17 protein-coding genes are annotated in these 16227 nt (G+C 36.8%); 14 read left to right on the forward strand and 3 right to left on the reverse strand.

Going from position 1 to position 16227, the window contains the following annotated elements; genetic code table 11:
* Position 1: 1 nt before the first annotated feature.
* The gene (locus tag BGC7_RS07015) at positions 2-1849 is read right to left on the reverse strand and encodes a 2-oxoacid:acceptor oxidoreductase subunit alpha (RefSeq protein ID WP_050700844.1); all 1848 of its coding nucleotides are present in this window, start codon (positions 1847-1849) and stop codon (positions 2-4) included.
* A 157-nt stretch (positions 1850-2006) separates the two neighbouring features.
* Entirely contained in the window at positions 2007-2294 is a 288-nt protein-coding gene (gene glpE, locus BGC7_RS07020; RefSeq protein WP_050700845.1) for a thiosulfate sulfurtransferase GlpE, read from the reverse strand.
* 116 nt (positions 2295-2410) lie between these two features.
* On the opposite strand from glpE, the gene BGC7_RS07025 reads away from it, so the two are divergent.
* The 14 genes from BGC7_RS07025 to BGC7_RS07090 all read left to right on the forward strand — a co-directional run bounded on the left by BGC7_RS07025 (position 2411) and on the right by BGC7_RS07090 (position 14741).
* On the forward strand, positions 2411-3214 hold the full coding sequence (locus BGC7_RS07025; RefSeq protein WP_199318985.1) for a hypothetical protein: 804 nt from the start codon (positions 2411-2413) through the stop codon (positions 3212-3214).
* 109 nt (positions 3215-3323) lie between these two features.
* On the forward strand, positions 3324-4289 hold the full coding sequence (gene metA, locus BGC7_RS07030; protein WP_050700846.1) for a homoserine O-acetyltransferase MetA: 966 nt from the start codon (positions 3324-3326) through the stop codon (positions 4287-4289).
* A gap of 41 nt (positions 4290-4330) precedes the next feature.
* Positions 4331-6199 carry a peptidase U32 family protein gene (locus BGC7_RS07035; protein ID WP_242034427.1) on the forward strand — a complete coding sequence of 623 codons (1869 nt, stop codon included), beginning with the start codon at positions 4331-4333 and terminating at the stop codon, positions 6197-6199.
* Between the two features lie 74 nt (positions 6200-6273).
* Positions 6274-6696: a VanZ family protein gene (locus BGC7_RS07040; RefSeq protein ID WP_050700847.1), complete on the forward strand. Its 423-nt coding sequence runs from the start codon at positions 6274-6276 to the stop codon at positions 6694-6696.
* Positions 6693-7223 (forward strand): TlpA family protein disulfide reductase, encoded by a 531-nt coding sequence (locus BGC7_RS07045; RefSeq protein WP_050700848.1) that lies wholly within the window; start codon positions 6693-6695, stop codon positions 7221-7223. The genes BGC7_RS07040 and BGC7_RS07045 overlap by 4 nt, the downstream gene beginning before the upstream one ends.
* Positions 7224-7226: 3 nt before the next feature.
* Positions 7227-7820, forward strand: a complete 594-nt coding sequence (hisH, locus tag BGC7_RS07050) for an imidazole glycerol phosphate synthase subunit HisH (RefSeq protein ID WP_050700849.1) — start codon at positions 7227-7229, stop codon at positions 7818-7820.
* Between the two features lie 98 nt (positions 7821-7918).
* Complete coding sequence (locus tag BGC7_RS07055; RefSeq protein ID WP_050700850.1) at positions 7919-8377, forward strand: magnetosome magnetite crystal formation protein family; 459 nt, start codon at positions 7919-7921, stop codon at positions 8375-8377.
* 3 nt (positions 8378-8380) lie between these two features.
* On the forward strand, positions 8381-9103 hold the full coding sequence (gene hisA, locus BGC7_RS07060) for a 1-(5-phosphoribosyl)-5-[(5-phosphoribosylamino)methylideneamino]imidazole-4-carboxamide isomerase (RefSeq protein WP_050700851.1): 723 nt from the start codon (positions 8381-8383) through the stop codon (positions 9101-9103).
* A 25-nt stretch (positions 9104-9128) separates the two neighbouring features.
* Positions 9129-10232 carry an acyltransferase family protein gene (locus tag BGC7_RS07065; RefSeq protein WP_050700852.1) on the forward strand — a complete coding sequence of 368 codons (1104 nt, stop codon included), beginning with the start codon at positions 9129-9131 and terminating at the stop codon, positions 10230-10232.
* 60 nt (positions 10233-10292) lie between these two features.
* Complete coding sequence (gene hisF / locus BGC7_RS07070) at positions 10293-11045, forward strand: imidazole glycerol phosphate synthase subunit HisF (RefSeq protein ID WP_050700853.1); 753 nt, start codon at positions 10293-10295, stop codon at positions 11043-11045.
* Positions 11042-12658, forward strand: coding sequence for a S41 family peptidase (locus BGC7_RS07075; protein ID WP_082206523.1), 1617 nt, complete (start codon positions 11042-11044; stop codon positions 12656-12658). The genes hisF and BGC7_RS07075 overlap by 4 nt, the downstream gene beginning before the upstream one ends.
* 2 nt (positions 12659-12660) lie before the next feature.
* Positions 12661-13257, forward strand: a complete 597-nt coding sequence (gene hisIE / locus BGC7_RS07080; RefSeq protein WP_050700855.1) for a bifunctional phosphoribosyl-AMP cyclohydrolase/phosphoribosyl-ATP diphosphatase HisIE — start codon at positions 12661-12663, stop codon at positions 13255-13257.
* Positions 13258-13340: 83 nt separating this feature from the next.
* Positions 13341-14039, forward strand: coding sequence for a cell division ATP-binding protein FtsE (locus tag BGC7_RS07085; protein ID WP_050700856.1), 699 nt, complete (start codon positions 13341-13343; stop codon positions 14037-14039).
* A gap of 171 nt (positions 14040-14210) precedes the next feature.
* Positions 14211-14741, forward strand: coding sequence for a GNAT family N-acetyltransferase (locus tag BGC7_RS07090; RefSeq protein ID WP_050701075.1), 531 nt, complete (start codon positions 14211-14213; stop codon positions 14739-14741).
* A 13-nt stretch (positions 14742-14754) separates the two neighbouring features.
* Here BGC7_RS07090 and BGC7_RS07095 read toward each other — a convergent pair whose 3' ends face one another.
* Positions 14755-16224 (reverse strand): sodium:solute symporter, encoded by a 1470-nt coding sequence (locus BGC7_RS07095; protein ID WP_050700857.1) that lies wholly within the window; start codon positions 16222-16224, stop codon positions 14755-14757.
* Positions 16225-16227 lie beyond the last annotated feature (3 nt).

Raw genomic sequence — 16227 nt, forward strand, 5'->3', positions numbered from 1 at the left:
TTTACTCTTCTAGTTTATTTGTAAATGAATCAATAAGATCAGATACAGAAAAAGGCTGTCCTTCTACTTTATTGTATCGGGAGAGATTCAGCCCCGAAATCTTTTCGGTTAAGAAGCCTGCAAACTGACCATTATTTTGTTCTGCAACAATGATATTCTTAAACTTTTTAAGGACGTCCTCAGTATTTTTAGGTAGAGGATTTATAAAACGGAAATGAGCTAATGCTACTTTCTGACCGTTTTCGTTCATCTTTTCCATAGCTTCACGCAGGTGTCCGTAAGTACCGCCCCAACCAACAATAAGCAGATCGGCATCTTCTCCTCCTATGAGTTCTAGAGGAGGAATGGAATCGGCAATCTTATCAATTTTTGCCTGACGAGTATCTACCATTTTCTGATGGTTTGCCGTATCTGTAGAGATAGCGCCTGTATTATAATCTTTTTCGAGACCTCCTATTCTATGAGTGTAACCTTCGAGACCTGCTGCTGCCCAATATCGTGCATAATTTTCGTCGTCTCGTAGAGCACTTCTCCATTCGTTTTCGGGAATCAGAGACTGGTCGTGAGGAACGATAGACGGGTATTTTTCTAAATCGGGAATTCTCCATGCAGATGCTCCGTTTGCTATATAGCCATCTGTTAATAGAATGACAGGTGTAATATGCTCTAATGCAACTTTTGAAGCCCAATATGCCATGTCGAAACAGTCGGTAGGTGTGGCGGCGGCCATAACCACTATAGGGCTTTCTCCATTTCTGCCATAAAGCGCTTGACGAAGATCGGTTTGTTCTGTCTTTGTCGGTAGCCCGGTAGAAGGGCCTCCTCTCTGTACGTCAATTACCACAAGAGGCAGTTCGGCCATTACGGCAAGCCCGATAGCTTCACTTTTTAGGGCAAGTCCGGGCCCAGAGGTAGAGGTAGCGGCAAGGCTGCCTGTAAAGCTGGCTCCGATTGCAGTACAAACTCCAGCTATTTCATCTTCAGCTTGTATCGCTTTTACTCCTAATTGCTTAAACTTTACAAGCTCATGTAAAATATCGGTAGCGGGAGTAATTGGATATGATCCTAAAAATAAAGGGCGTCCCGAATTTTCAGAGGCGGCAATGAGCCCGTAGGCTGTTGCGGTATTTCCATTTACATCGAGATAATAACCTTTGTCTACATTTACGGTTTCTACTCTATATGATGTTATAGACATATCTGTATTATGTCCGTAATTATAACCATCTGCTAATACTTTGAGATTGGCCTCGACCAGAATTGGCTTTTTTGCAAACTTAGCCGATAGCATATGATTTGCTACATCTAATGGTCTATTGAACAACCAGCAAACGAGACCTAAAGCAAACATGTTTTTACAACGTATGCGAGATTTCATATCCAGTTCCATGCCCTCAAGGCTACTCTTGGTAAGGGAGGTGATGGGTACTGTTATTATTTGCTGTGTCGTTAAACCCAATTCGGTAAAAGGGCTTTCTGTGGCAAAGAGTGCTTTTTCCATATCTCTCTTCTCGAAAGAGTCGGCATCTACTATAATAACCGAGTCTTGTTTCAGATGCTGAGCATTCACCTTTAATGCCGCAGGATTCATAGCCACCAATACATCGGATTTGTCGCCCGAATTGTATATTTGATTACCCAAATGAACCTGAAAGCCTGAAACGCCTGAAAGTGTACCTTGAGGAGCCCGTATTTCGGCGGGGTAGTCAGGAAATGTTGATATCTGATTGCCAAAAATAGCTGAGAGATTTGAGAAGATAGTTCCGGTTAACTGCATACCGTCACCCGAATCTCCCGAAAACCGGATAACAATGTCTTTTACTTCTTTAATTTCTACTGTGTTTTGCATTCTTTCTATATATAAAGATAGTATATTAATCTTGGACAAAGGAAAAAAGTATTCATGAATAAACAAACTTATTTTAGGGAAAAAAGCCAAAAAAGAATTGATTTATAGCCTTAATGCTTTCTTTTATCCAAATTTGACAAATTTTGTTACTGTATATTTACCATTCTTCATATCCGCCATCTATACTATATACATCTTCAAAGCCTTGATCTACTAGATATTGAGCTGCCAGTTGACTACTACTACCATGATAGCACATAACAAAAATCGTTTCTGTTTTTAAGTGATCTTTGATAAAATCGGGCAGCGTTTCCTGAGTAAGATGGTATGCACCCTGAACATGTCCAGAATTGAAACTTGTGATATCTCTAATATCAACTATAGCCGCAGTACCTGATTGTAACATGCTCTTAGCTTCCTTTGCACTTATTCGTTTATAAAACATATTTTAAAATCAATATTATCTATTAAAATTACTCCTGTTATAGATTGAACAAATGAGTTCGGTTTTTGTTATTTAAATACGATAACATTATATATAAAAAAACTAAACATACGACTATGCGACACAAAATTATTCTTTTGGGCTTTATTGCTCTCTATTCATTATTAGGTTTCTCTCAATCGGAACCTGCTTATAAAAAAGGAACATTTTATGCTCTCTGGGGCTGGAACAGAAGTGGATACACAAATTCTGATATACACTTCAAGGGTAAAGACTATAAATTTACCTTACATGATGTGAAAGCACATGATCGTCAGACTAAATTCAGCTACTATAATTATATAAGGATAGACCGTATTACTATACCACAAACAAACTTCCGGATCGGATATTTTATAAAGGATAATCTTGCTGTGACCATTGGTGTGGATCATATGAAGTATGTAATGGATGAAAACCAAACAGTAGATATAGATGGATACGTAAAACCGGGATTTGAATCGCGCATAAAAGATGATAATACTATAAAGCTGACTAACGATTTTCTGATGTATGAGCATACCGATGGTCTGAATTATATTAATTCGGAAATAGAGTATTACAGAAACTTTTATCATAAAGGAATATTGAAAGTTAATGGTCTCATAGGAGGAGGTGCCGGTTTTCTGATGCCTAGAAGTAATGTTACGATGATGGGAAATGAACGTCATGATGCTTTTCATCTGGCCGGATTTGGACTTAGTGCTAAGGGGGGGCTTGATGTTAATTTGTGGAATCTGTTTTTCTTACGTTCGGAAGTAAAAGAAGGCTATATTAATATGCCAAGTATACGTACTACAAAATCTAGTGATGATAAGGCTAAACAAGCCTTTTGGTTTGCAGAATGGACATACACTTTTGGATTCAATTGGCATTTTTAAGAACATTTTAGATACTCTCTTCTAAATATATAGACAAATGAAAGGTAGAATGGCTATCTTTCATTTGTTCTTTTTTATACCTTTGTAAATCAATAAATACAATTGCACAATGCCAGTTAATATACCAAACAATCTGCCTGCAATAGAGATATTAAAGAAAGAGAATATATTCGTAATGAGCCAGCTGAGAGCCAACGAGCAGGATATACGTCCTTTGCGTGTGTTGATTCTCAACCTGATGCCCATAAAAATAACAACAGAAACTGACCTTATCAGGCTTCTGTCGAATAATCCCTTGCAGGTAGAAGTTGAGTTTCTGAAACTGGAAACCCATACTTCAAAAAATACACCGGAAGAGCATTTGCTGACATTTTATAAAAACTTTAGTGAAGTAAAGGATGACTTTTATGATGGGATGATCATAACAGGTGCTCCTGTAGAATTGTATGATTATGAAGATGTAAACTACTGGCCGGAGGTATCATCTATTTTCGATTGGGCACGTACGCATGTTACGTCTACCTTATATATATGCTGGGCTGCTCAGGCGGCAATGTACCACTTCTATGGTGTGAAGAAGCAATTATTGCCCGAGAAAATGTTTGGAGTATTCAAGCATATTGCACATGATAAGAAGTTTCCTTTGTTCAGAGGATTTGATGATGAATTTTATATACCTCACAGTCGACATACGACTGTGACTCGTGACGATATTTTAAATTACAAAGAGTTGAAAATATTGTCTGAGTCTGACGATTCAGGAGTGGGTATAGTTGCTTCTCGTGGTGGGCGCGAATTTTATTTTACCGGACATTCCGAATACGCCCCTTATACTCTTCATAACGAATATGTAAGAGATGTGGAAAGAGGGCTGCCGATAAAACTTCCTGTCAATTATTATAAAAATGATAACCCATCTAATCAGCCTGTAGTTCGCTGGTCAGGTCATGGTAATCTGTTGTTTAATAATTGGTTGAATTATTTCGTTTATCAGGAGACTCCGTACGATAAAACTAAGATTAAAGATTTGAGGGAGATAGGTCCGGCGAATGGAATCTATATGTACTATATATAACAAGTATAAGTTATTATACGCTACAAAGAGACTGATTATAGATGATGAAATCGGTCTCTAATCAATTCAAACAAAATTATAATATAACATTGTTAAAAGCACGTCAAATAGAGCTATTAGCTCCGGCTAAAAATCTGGAGTGCGGAATCGAAGCCATTAATCATGGCGCCGATGCTGTGTATATTGGTGCGCCGCAGTTTAGTGCCCGTGCAGCCGCAGGCAATAGTATAGAAGATATAAGGGCTTTGGCAGAGTATGCTCATCTATACAATTGTAAGGTATATGTAGCGCTTAATACTATACTTACCGATAAAGAATTGCCAAATGCCGAAAAATTGATATGGGAACTGTACGACTATGCGCAGATAGATGCACTCATAGTACAGGATATGGGTGTTACAATGCTTAACCTGCCTCCAATTGCTTTGCACGCAAGCACACAGACTGACAACCGAACTGTAGAGAAAGTGAAATTTCTTGAAGATGCAGGATTCAAACAGATAGTATTAGCCCGAGAATTGACTATTGACGAAATACATGATATAGCGGCGCAGGTGTCTACCCCATTAGAAGCTTTTGTTCATGGAGCTTTGTGTGTATCATACAGCGGGCAGTGTTATCTTAGTCATGCTCTATCGGGGCGAAGCGCAAATAAGGGGTCTTGTGCGCAATACTGTCGCTTGCCTTATTCGTTGATGGATGCCAATGGAGAAGAAATAATGACAAAAAAGCACTTTCTGTCGATGAAAGATCTTAATCTTTCCGATAATCTGGAAGAATTGCTTGATGCAGGAGTAAGCTCTCTTAAGATTGAAGGGCGGTTGAAGGATGTTTCTTATGTAAAGAATACTGTGGCGTATTACCGTAGCAAATTGAATGAGATTTTTAAAAGGCGTCCCGAATATATGCCAGCCTCGACAGGACACACTGTATATACATTCGAACCGAATCTGGAAAAAAGTTTTAATAGAGGGTTCACTAAATATTTTTTGCATAATCGTACTAATAATATATGGTCTGTAGATTCACCCAAATCGGTAGGCGAGCCTATAGGAAAAGTCTCGGAGGTTACAACTAAATACATTCGGATCAATACTCAGAAAAAAATAAGCAATGGAGATGGTCTGTGTTTCTTTAATAATAAGAAAGAGTTGGAGGGGATTCATGTCAATCGGGTTGAAGGTGAATGCCTTTTTCCTGCATCTATACCTTACTTGAAGAAAGGAACATTCGTTTACAGAAACTACGATCACGAATTTGAGAAGCTATTGTCGAAGAAATCTGCTGATCGAAAAATCCGAGTTGCAATAAATATGACAGAAATACCTTCGGGTTTTTCTCTTGAAATTGTCGACGAAGATGATAATTATGTTATTGTAAATTTCGATCAGGAAAAACAGCCTGCACAAAAAGATCAAAGAGAAAATATAAAAAACAACCTGAGTAAAACCGGTAATACAATATTTGATGTAACAGAAGTTAATATCAATTGGGAAGAAAGCTGGTTTATTCCTTCGTCTGTTGTCTCCGAATGGCGTCGTCAAGTTACAGAAAGGCTTCTGTCTGTAAGGAAAATAAACTACAAACAGGATATTGTAAAACATCAACAAACTTATCATCCTTTTCCTGTAAAGAATATCTCATATCTGGGTAACGTGATGAATAATAAAAGTAAAGACTTTTATGAACAACACCAGTCTGAAGTCGTTCAGCCGGCATTTGAAAAACAAGAGCAAAAAGATGTGCCTCTGATGTTTACAAGACATTGCATTAAGCAGTCGCTAGGTTGGTGTCCAAAAGAAACTATGGAAAAACATCCTTACAAAGAACCTTTCTTTTTGATATATAACAATACTAAATTGCGACTTTCGTTCGATTGCAAAGCTTGCGAAATGAAAGTATATAGCTAATTTTCATCTGGCAGATATACATATTGATATTTTATTTATCTTTGATGTCTATAATAAACATAAGGGAGTATTATATGCTGAAAAAAATCTTTAAGTACAGCTGGCCTCCGGCAATTGTTGCTATTGTAATATTCTATCTGTGTTGCCTTATACCTTCCGATGATGTGCCTGATGTGAGTCTTGAACTTCCGATAGCTACAGACAAAATCGTACATTTCCTTATGTATTTCGGGCTGGCAGGGGTAGCCTCTTTCAATTATATATACGATAAGAAAGGTAAAATAATAATACTTAAACTTATTGTTTTTGCTATATTGGTTCCTATCCTTTATGGGGGACTGATAGAAATACTGCAATATAAATATTTCCCTGAAAGAAGTGGGGATTGGTACGACTTTTGGGCAGATATGTTAGGAGCATTGGCTTCTCTACCTCTTTCTCTTTGGTTTAGACGTTTTTTAATAAACAGGCAACATTTAAATGAAAATATAATATGAAGAATTTATTTGCAATCTTCTTTTCGATACTTTTTATTACAAACGTCAGTGCACAGGAGACTTTGTATGAAAACCAGTATAAAGTAAAAGTTGGAGATATAGCTCCCGACTTTGAAATGAGTTTACCTAGTGGCGAAAAAGTGAAACTATCTTCACTCCGAGGCAAAGTTGTAATGTTACAGTTTACAGCTAGTTGGTGTGGAGTTTGCCGCAAAGAAATGCCTTATATAGAATCTGATATATGGCAAAAGCATAAAGACAATGCAGGGTTTGCCCTTTATGGCATAGATCGGGAAGAGCCGGCCGAAACAGTTCTTAAATTTGCCAAATCTACCGGGGTTACATATCCTATCGGGCTCGACCCTGCTGCTGATATATTCGGGTTGTATGCTGATAAAAAAGCAGGTATTACTCGTAATATAATTATAGACCGTGATGGGAGAATTGTAATGTTGACACGCTTATATAAAGTAGAAGAATTTAAAGAGATGGTCTCTCTTATAGATTCTCTACTAGCAAAGAAATAAAACATGAATATCGTTATTATAAAATATAATGCTGGTAATATATTCTCGGTCGAACATGCTCTCAAACGGCTTGGTGTGAATGCTATTGTTACAGCAGACAAAGAGCTGATCAGGAAAGCCGATAAAGTGATATTTCCGGGAGTAGGTGAGGCTAGTTCTACTATGCAATATCTTCAGCAAACTGATATGGATAAATTTATACCGGATTTGAAACAACCCGTTTTGGGGATTTGTTTGGGTATGCAGCTTATGTGTTCTCACTCCGAAGAAGGAAATGTTGATTGCCTGAATATCTTTGATGCTGATGTAAAACGGTTTACTCCTCAAAAGCATGAGGATAAAGTGCCGCACATGGGTTGGAACAATATATATAATGTAAATAGTAGTCTGTTTGACTCATCACTCGAAAACCAGTTTGTATATTTCGTACACAGCTATTATGTAGCCCTTAGCGATCATACAACAGCTACTACTGATTATATTCAACCATTCAGTGCAGCAATGCACAAAGACAATTTCTATGCAACTCAGTTCCATCCCGAAAAGAGTGGAGGAGTAGGAGAACAGATTCTTAGAAACTTTATAGAAATAATTTAAAGTTGCAGATCTGTTTTTCCTTGGGTGTGTAAATAAAGGGAAGTTATGTTTAGAAAATATATTATTAAATTTTATTCGATATCTAATATTATAAACTAATGGACAAATATGAAGATCTAAAAACTCTCGAAGATCTCAGATCTAAAGGAGCCATCACAGAAGAAGAATATCAACAGGAAAAGTCTAAAATCCTGAATGAAGATTATCCTCGTACGAAATCGTTGGGAATGGACGAAAATACATATCTTACCTTGATGCATCTGTCTCAGTTTGCCGGGTTCATCATTTTTGGACTGGGTTTTATTGCCCCTGTTATTATGTGGCAGATAAATAAAGATAATCCAAATGTAGATAAGCATGGTAAAAATATAACTAACTTTATGATTAGTATGATTATATATGCTTCGGTATCGGCGGTGCTGATTCTGTTGTTGATTGGTATTCCGATGCTTATTGCGATAGGTGTATTAGAACTCGTGTGTATTATTATAGCAGCTGTAAAGGCGGCTAATGGCGAATATTGGAAATATCCGCTTACCATTCCATTTTTTAAGTAAAATATGATAGAAATTATTCCGGCAATAGATATTATCGACGGTAAATGTGTTCGTTTGTCACAAGGCGATTATGACATAAAAAAAGTATATAACGAAGATCCTCTCGAGGTGGCTAAAATGTTTGAAGATGCCGGTATCAAGCGTCTCCATTTGGTCGATCTCGATGGGGCTAAGGCCAAACAGATAGTGAATATTGCCGTTCTTGAAAAAATAGCATCCCTTACCTCACTTACTATTGATTTTGGAGGTGGTGTACAGAGTGATACAGATATAGAAAAAGCATTCAACGCAGGTGCATCAATGGTTACGGGCGGAAGTATAGCTGTCCGAAACAGAGATTTGTTTACCGGTTGGATAAAAAAATACGGTAATGAAAAAGTGATACTTGGTGCAGACTGTAAAGATAATAAAATAGCTGTTTCGGGTTGGCAAGAGTCTACTTCTATAGATATAGTTCCCTTTCTCAATGATTATATGAAAGAAGGCGTGACAAAGGTTGTTTGCACCGATATCAGTAAAGATGGTATGCTGCAAGGCCCGTCTATAGCTTTGTATAAAGAGCTTCTTGAAGCATTTCCTAATCTGTATCTTATAGCCAGCGGAGGAGTAAGTTGTTTTCAGGATATTCTCGATCTGGAAGCTGCCGGAGTACCCGCTGTTATTTTAGGTAAAGCCATTTATGAGAATAAAGTAACGCTAAACGAATTAAATAGGGTGGTAGCATAATGAAATTTCTTCCGACCTTGTAAACATGGGAACTATAAGACTAATTTTGGCTATATCTGTAGTGATAGCACATTCGACTGATATATTTGGCTTTCGACTTGTTGGAGGACAATTAGCGGTACAGGTATTTTATATAATATCGGGGTTCTATATGGCATTGATATTAAAGGAAAAATATATTGGAGCTAATGGATCGTACAAGTTATTTATATCAAATCGTTTTTTGAGAATATATCCCGTTTATTGGGTAATATTAATTGCTACCGTTTTGGTTTCGTTAGCGGCTTACTTATATAGTGGGAGTGGTTTTTTTCATATTTATGCAGAATATTTCGACTCTATGAGTATAGGGAGTATCCTATTTCTGATATTTACCAATATTGTATTGTTTTTTCAAGATACTGTACTGTTTCTAGGGTTGGATGTTTCATCAGGGAATCTGTTCTTTACATCCGATTTCACCGCGTCTGATCCTGCTTTATGCGATTTTCTTTTTGTGCCACAAGCATGGACTGTTGCATTGGAGCTGACGTTTTATCTTATTGCTCCGTTTATAGTAAAAAAACGGATTAGGTATCTGATCGGAATGATTGTTGTTTTGCTTATTCTTCGGTTTATTATATCATATGGATTCGGGTTGAACCATGATCCTTGGACACATCGCTTTTTCCCTACTGAACTGGTCTTTTTTATTTTTGGTATCATAGCATATCATATCTACAAAAGGATAGCAGCTGTAGAAATAAAGAAAGTCTACTTAAATTCTATATGGATTGGTTTTCTGGCTATCACTTTTGCTTTTAGCTTTCTGCCATTAGAATATGATATTAAGCGGATAGCCTATTTGTCAATCTTTTTTATGGCTCTGCCCTTTATTTTTATATTGACTAAAAGTTGGAAATTTGACAGAAATATAGGAGAATTATCTTACCTTGTATATATATCACATACATTTGTCCTCATTTGCATGCGACCTTTCAAATTTTTGTATGCAGATGGTGCGTACGGTGTCAGTTTGGTAGTGCTAACTCTTTTATGCTCAGTTTTATTGAACGAGCTGGTTTCTAAAAAGATAGAACAGATGAGGCAAAAAAGAGTTAAGAAAGCAGAGGTATACGCCAGTAATTGATGAAAGTTCAACTTTTGAGAAATGAATTTTTATAGGAAAAACTAATAAAAGAGATAAACAATGCTTGCAAAAAGAATAATTCCTTGTTTGGATGTAAAAGATGGTAAAACAGTTAAGGGAGTAAATTTTGTAAACTTTCGTGATGCAGGTGATCCTGTAGAACTCGGAATCCGTTACAGTGAACAAGGCGCAGACGAACTTGTTTTTCTTGATATAACAGCTTCTCACGAAGAGCGAAAGACTTTTACAGATCTTGTTAAGCGTATAGCAGCCAATATAAATATACCGTTTACTATAGGAGGAGGTATAAATGAGCTGTCTGATGTAGACAGACTTCTGAATGCCGGAGCCGACAAGGTGTCTGTGAACTCAACAGCGATAAGAAATCCTAAAATATTAACAGAGATAGCTAAAAACTTTGGTTCACAGGTTTGTGTTTGTGCGATAGATGCTAACTTCGAAGATGGTATATGGCATTGCTACACCAGCGGAGGACGTAACAAGACCGAGAAAGAACTGTTCTCATGGGCTAAAGAAGCCGAAAATCTTGGTGCAGGTGAAATTCTTTTTACCAGTATGAGCCATGATGGAGTAAAGACAGGTTATGCAAATGATGCTCTCCGAAGGCTTTCAGAAACTCTCAATATTCCCCTTATAGCCTCAGGCGGTGCAGGGAAGATGAAGCATTTCAAGGATGTTTTTATCGAAGGCAAAGCCGATGCAGCATTAGCAGCTAGTGTATTCCATTTTGGAGAAATTGCGATAAAAGACTTGAAAGATTATTTGAAAAAGGAAAATATCAACGTGAGATGAAACTTTGTAGGAATCTAATATTATTGTATTTACTATTGATAATAAGTATATCGGTAGTCAATGCTCAATATTTGCTGAAAGATTCCTTATCTTACGAGTTGAGATATTTTGTGAAATTGCTCGAAGAAACTCATCCGGATCCATATACTGAGTTTGGAGGAAAAGTGAAATTTCACAAAGAGATCTTTGATCTTGAACAAAAGATTGAAACGGACAATATTACATTGAAAGAGTACACCGCTTTGTTAAGCTCCCTCTTATCCGGACTACACGATGGACATTCATATCTAAACTCAGATTCTAAGACAGAGAGTTCAGGGAAATATATACCTATATCTCTACGTGTTATCTCCGATGGTTTACTAATAGAAAAAATATCTTTTCAGTATAAGGAATATTTAGGTGCACGTCTTACTGCTATAAATAATATATCCATTGATTCATTATGTGTTTTGATTTCCCGGATTATACCATGCGAAAATAAGTACAGCAGATATAATGCTCTAAAAATGATGACACATAATCCTTCTCATATATACAGGCTTTTTCCCGACTTGAAAGACCATATTTCTCTGACTGTATTAACACAAGACGATGAGGAGAAAAAGTTTAATCTTGAGCTTTCAGAAAATAAGATTTCAGATATACAAGAAAGGGTAGAATACCCAAAATGGAAAAAGGAACCTTTGGGAGATTATTTGTACTTCGATTACCTAGATAATGAAGGTAAGACTATGTATATGAAAGTTGGGAGTATAATGTCACGGGAGTGTTTTTTATATATGAAAGAAAATAACTGGACAGGCTTTGAGAATATGCTTACAAATCTATATAAGCGCATATTGTATAAAGAGTTACCTGACGATAGAGACAAAGCGATAGACGATATTCCATCTTTCTCTGAAATATTCAAAAGTATGTTGTGTGAGATGTCTGAAAACAAATCAGAGAATCTTATTATAGATCTAAGAAAAAATGGAGGAGGGTTTACTGATATAACATTGCCTAGTTTGTATATGTTGTATGGAGACAAATATCTGAATACAGACATGAATAATGTTTTCTACAGATTGATATCTCCATTGCTCATGGAGAAATATGGGACTACATTGAGTAAATACAATGAATCCAATAATTCAAATTATCGGTTTGGAAATTATACTTTCTTTACAAAAAAGAAAGAAGAGAAAACAATACAGCAAAAAAGAGATATCTTTGTAAGCAATGCGATGGGTGGAGCGGGTGTCTTTATAAAAGATCTGAATGGACAGCCGGTGTACACTCCCAAACATGTATATGTATTGACCGATGTTCAGACTTTTAGTGCAGCTTTCCACTATGCGTTCTATTTATGGAAAATGGGTGCAATAATAGTTGGAGTGCCTTCGTCACAAGCTCCTAATACATATATGGAGGTCACACCGTTCGAATTACCATACACTAAGGTAAAAGGAAGTATATCAAACAGTGTTCAATATTTTCTTCCTGTTGCAGACAAGAGAGCAAAGATATTTTGGCCGGATATGATGCCTGAATATAAAGACTATAAGAAATATAATTTCGATCAAGATACGGAGTTATTATGGCTCCTCGATCGTATTAATAATAAATAACAATGAATCTGAATTTTGAAAAAGTCGGAGGTTTAATTCCTGCTATTATACAGGATAATGAAACAAGCAAAGTGTTGATGTTGGGCTATATGAATGAAGAGGCTCTGAAGAAAACACAGGAAACAGGAAAAGTTACATTTTTTAGCCGCACAAAACAACGTTTGTGGACAAAAGGCGAAGAAAGTGGTAATTTTCTTAATGTGGTGAGTATAAAAGAAGATTGCGACCAAGATACACTCCTCGTAAAGGTAAATCCCGTAGGACCTGTGTGTCATACCGGTGCAGATACTTGTTTCGAAGAGAAGAACAAAGAAGATATACTCTTTCTGAAATATCTTCAACAGTTTATTGAAAAACGTTACAATGAAATGCCGGAAGGTTCTTATACAACTTCATTGTTCCAATCGGGGGTAAACCGCATGGCTCAGAAGGTAGGAGAAGAAGCCATCGAATCTGTTATTGAGGCTTGCAATGGTACAGACGATCGTTTGGTCTACGAGTCTGCCGATATGCTTTATCACCTCATCGTACTTCTTACATCTAAGGGGTTGAGTATCGAAGACCTAGCTAGAGAACTTCAGAAACGACATAAAAAATAATAAGAAATAAGTCACAGGTAAACAGGTTCTTTTGAACTATACTTACAGATAACTGTTGACTGTAAATAACCAATGGAATAGTTATGGATAAGTCAAAAGATACAATTGTAAAATATGAGGGAGTCGATCTTGGTCGTGATGGTAATACTATATTGAGCGATATAAATATTACGATCGACGAAGGCGAGTTCATTTATCTGATAGGAAAAGTTGGTTCCGGTAAAAGTACTTTTCTTAAGAGCTTATACCATGAAATTCCGCTAGAGAAGGGGCATGGCCGAATATTGGACTATGAGTTGGAATCTATAAGAAAAAGGGATGTCCCGTTTCTTAGACGTAAAATAGGAATTGTATTTCAAGACTTTCAGTTACTTATTGACCGTACAGCATCTAAAAATCTTGAATTTGTCTTACGGGCTACAGGATGGAAAAACAGAGACCTGATAGACATACGCATCAATGAAGTGTTGGCTCAGGTAGGCATGCAAAATAAAGGATATAAAATGCCGCACGAACTATCAGGTGGAGAGCAACAGCGTATAGTTATAGCACGTGCCCTGCTGAACTCTCCCGAGATTATTTTAGCAGACGAACCGACAGGTAATCTTGATCCGGAAACAGGCAATCAGATTGTCGAATTATTGCACACTATATCTCAGGGAGATACTGCTGTTATTATGTCTACTCATAACTATGCTGTAGTACAAAAATATCCCGGCAGGATTATCAAATGTGAAGACGGACTTCTTAAGGATGTCAAATTGCATAATACCGGCAATTAGTTTTATCTTAGTTTTTTATCTATACTATAGCTTTCTTCTTGTATAAAAGTTGTTGAATACAATAAATAATAACAAGAGGAAAGAGTACAAGTTTGTCAGGTTTTAGTTAAAATTGGTTTTAGATTTGCATTGAAAGATAAAAGATAGTAGTTGAGATATAACTTAAAGCTTATGGAAATTAGAAAATTAGATATCCGGAATCATCAGGAGGTATCGTTTGTTGAAAATCTTTATATAGAGTCTTTCCCTCTAAGTGAGCGCCGTCCTGTAGAAAAAATGTTGGATTTATACAAAGGAAATTCTCCTTTTGTTATTTCAGTTACCGTAGAGGATGAAGGGATTGTAGGATTTCTTACCTATTGGGATTTAGGTGATTTTATATTTGCTGAGCACTTTGCTATTTCTCCCGAGTTTAGAAATGGAGGATATGGTGGTAAAGTTATAAATCTCTTTATAGAATATGCAAACAAGCCTATATTACTCGAGGTAGAATTGCCAACGACTATTCTTTCGGAACGTAGAATAGGGTTTTATCAGCGTTTAGGATTTAAGCTGTGGGAAGATATATCATATCAGCAGCCAGCATACCATGAAGATGGAGGAGTAGTACCAATGATGCTCATGACGTATGGCAATTTGGCAATAGATAAAGAAATGCTTGAAATAAGAAGCAAGCTTTATAGTATAGTATATAATTGCTAAAAGCTGATAAAGCTTAGTTATTGGTAATTATTTGCTTACTCTTTATTCGGTGCGATATACATAGTAGCCCGAATGCAGTGAGCAAACCATTGATTAATAGTATTTCATATCCTACCTGATAGTTATAAGCCCGATGTAGGTAGGTTTCTAAGAAGAAGCTTAGTATCGGAGCCAATACACAGACTATTGGTACAAATTTATCCTTTACATTTACTCGGCAAAACAATCCGAAGAAGAATAGACCTAACAAAGGACCATAAGTGTAAGATGCTACTTTATAAATTGTATCCAGAATGTTTTCTTGCTGAATGTAATTGATAGCTAATATAACTAAAAGGAAAACGAGACTGACAGCGACATGGACTTTCTTCCTCGTTTTCTGGGCTTTTACAGCATCTTCTTTATTTATATTGAACAAGTCTATACATACTGATGTTGTAAGAGCGGTAAGGGCAGAATCGGCACTCGAAAAAGCCGCTGCAATAATACCAATAGTAAAGAATATAAGTACCGGAAGCCCTAGATACTCTGAAGCCAGCATAGGCAATATCTGATCCGATTTCTCTGGCAATGCTATTCCTTCCTGAGCTACAAAGAGAAGAAGTAATATACCTAGAGATAGGAATATAAAATTGATTGGGGCAAAAGAGAACCCATATGTCACCATGTTTTTCTGAGCATCTTTGAGTGTCTTGCAAGTAAGGTTCTTTTGCATCATATCCTGATCCAATCCCGTCATTACTATTGTAATGAATACTCCGCTCAGGAACTGTTTGAAGAAATTCTGTCTCGAGGCCCAATCATCGAAAACAAATATGCGGGAATGCTCACTACTGCTTATTGCATCTACTACCTGAGGAAAACTCATATTCATCTTGGTTGCTACCTGCCATATAATTAGTATTGCTCCTAGAAGCAAACACGATGTTTGTAGCGTATCAGTCCATATTATAGTTTTGATTCCACTGCGGAAGGTATATCCCCAAATGAGAAGGATAATACCTGTAACGGTGACCCAAAATGGAATATTCCACTGATCGAATACCAATGTTTGCAATATCATAGCTACCAGATAAAGTCTGGCAGCAGCACCTATTACTTTCGATAAGATGAAGAATGAAGCTCCTGTTTTATACGAATAGAATCCAAAGCGCTTCTCCAGATAGCCATATATCGTAGTCAGATTTAGCCTGTAATATAGAGGTAATAAGACGTAGGCTATGACAAAGTAGCCAGCCACAAAACCAAAGACCATTTGCATATACGTCATGTCGAACTTGCCAACCATTCCGGGCACAGAAACAAACGTAACACCAGAGATGGAAGTGCCTACCATAGCAATAGCTACAATAAACCAAGGTGATTGTCTATTGCCTAGAAAGAAGGCATCATTGTCACTGCTTTTCTTACTTACGAAATATGATATAGCAAGCAATGCAAGAAAGTATATCGCGATAATGATTAAAATAGTGACTCCCATCATTTA

The organism is Dysgonomonas sp. BGC7, assembly GCF_001261735.1.
Taxonomy (GTDB): domain Bacteria; phylum Bacteroidota; class Bacteroidia; order Bacteroidales; family Dysgonomonadaceae; genus Dysgonomonas.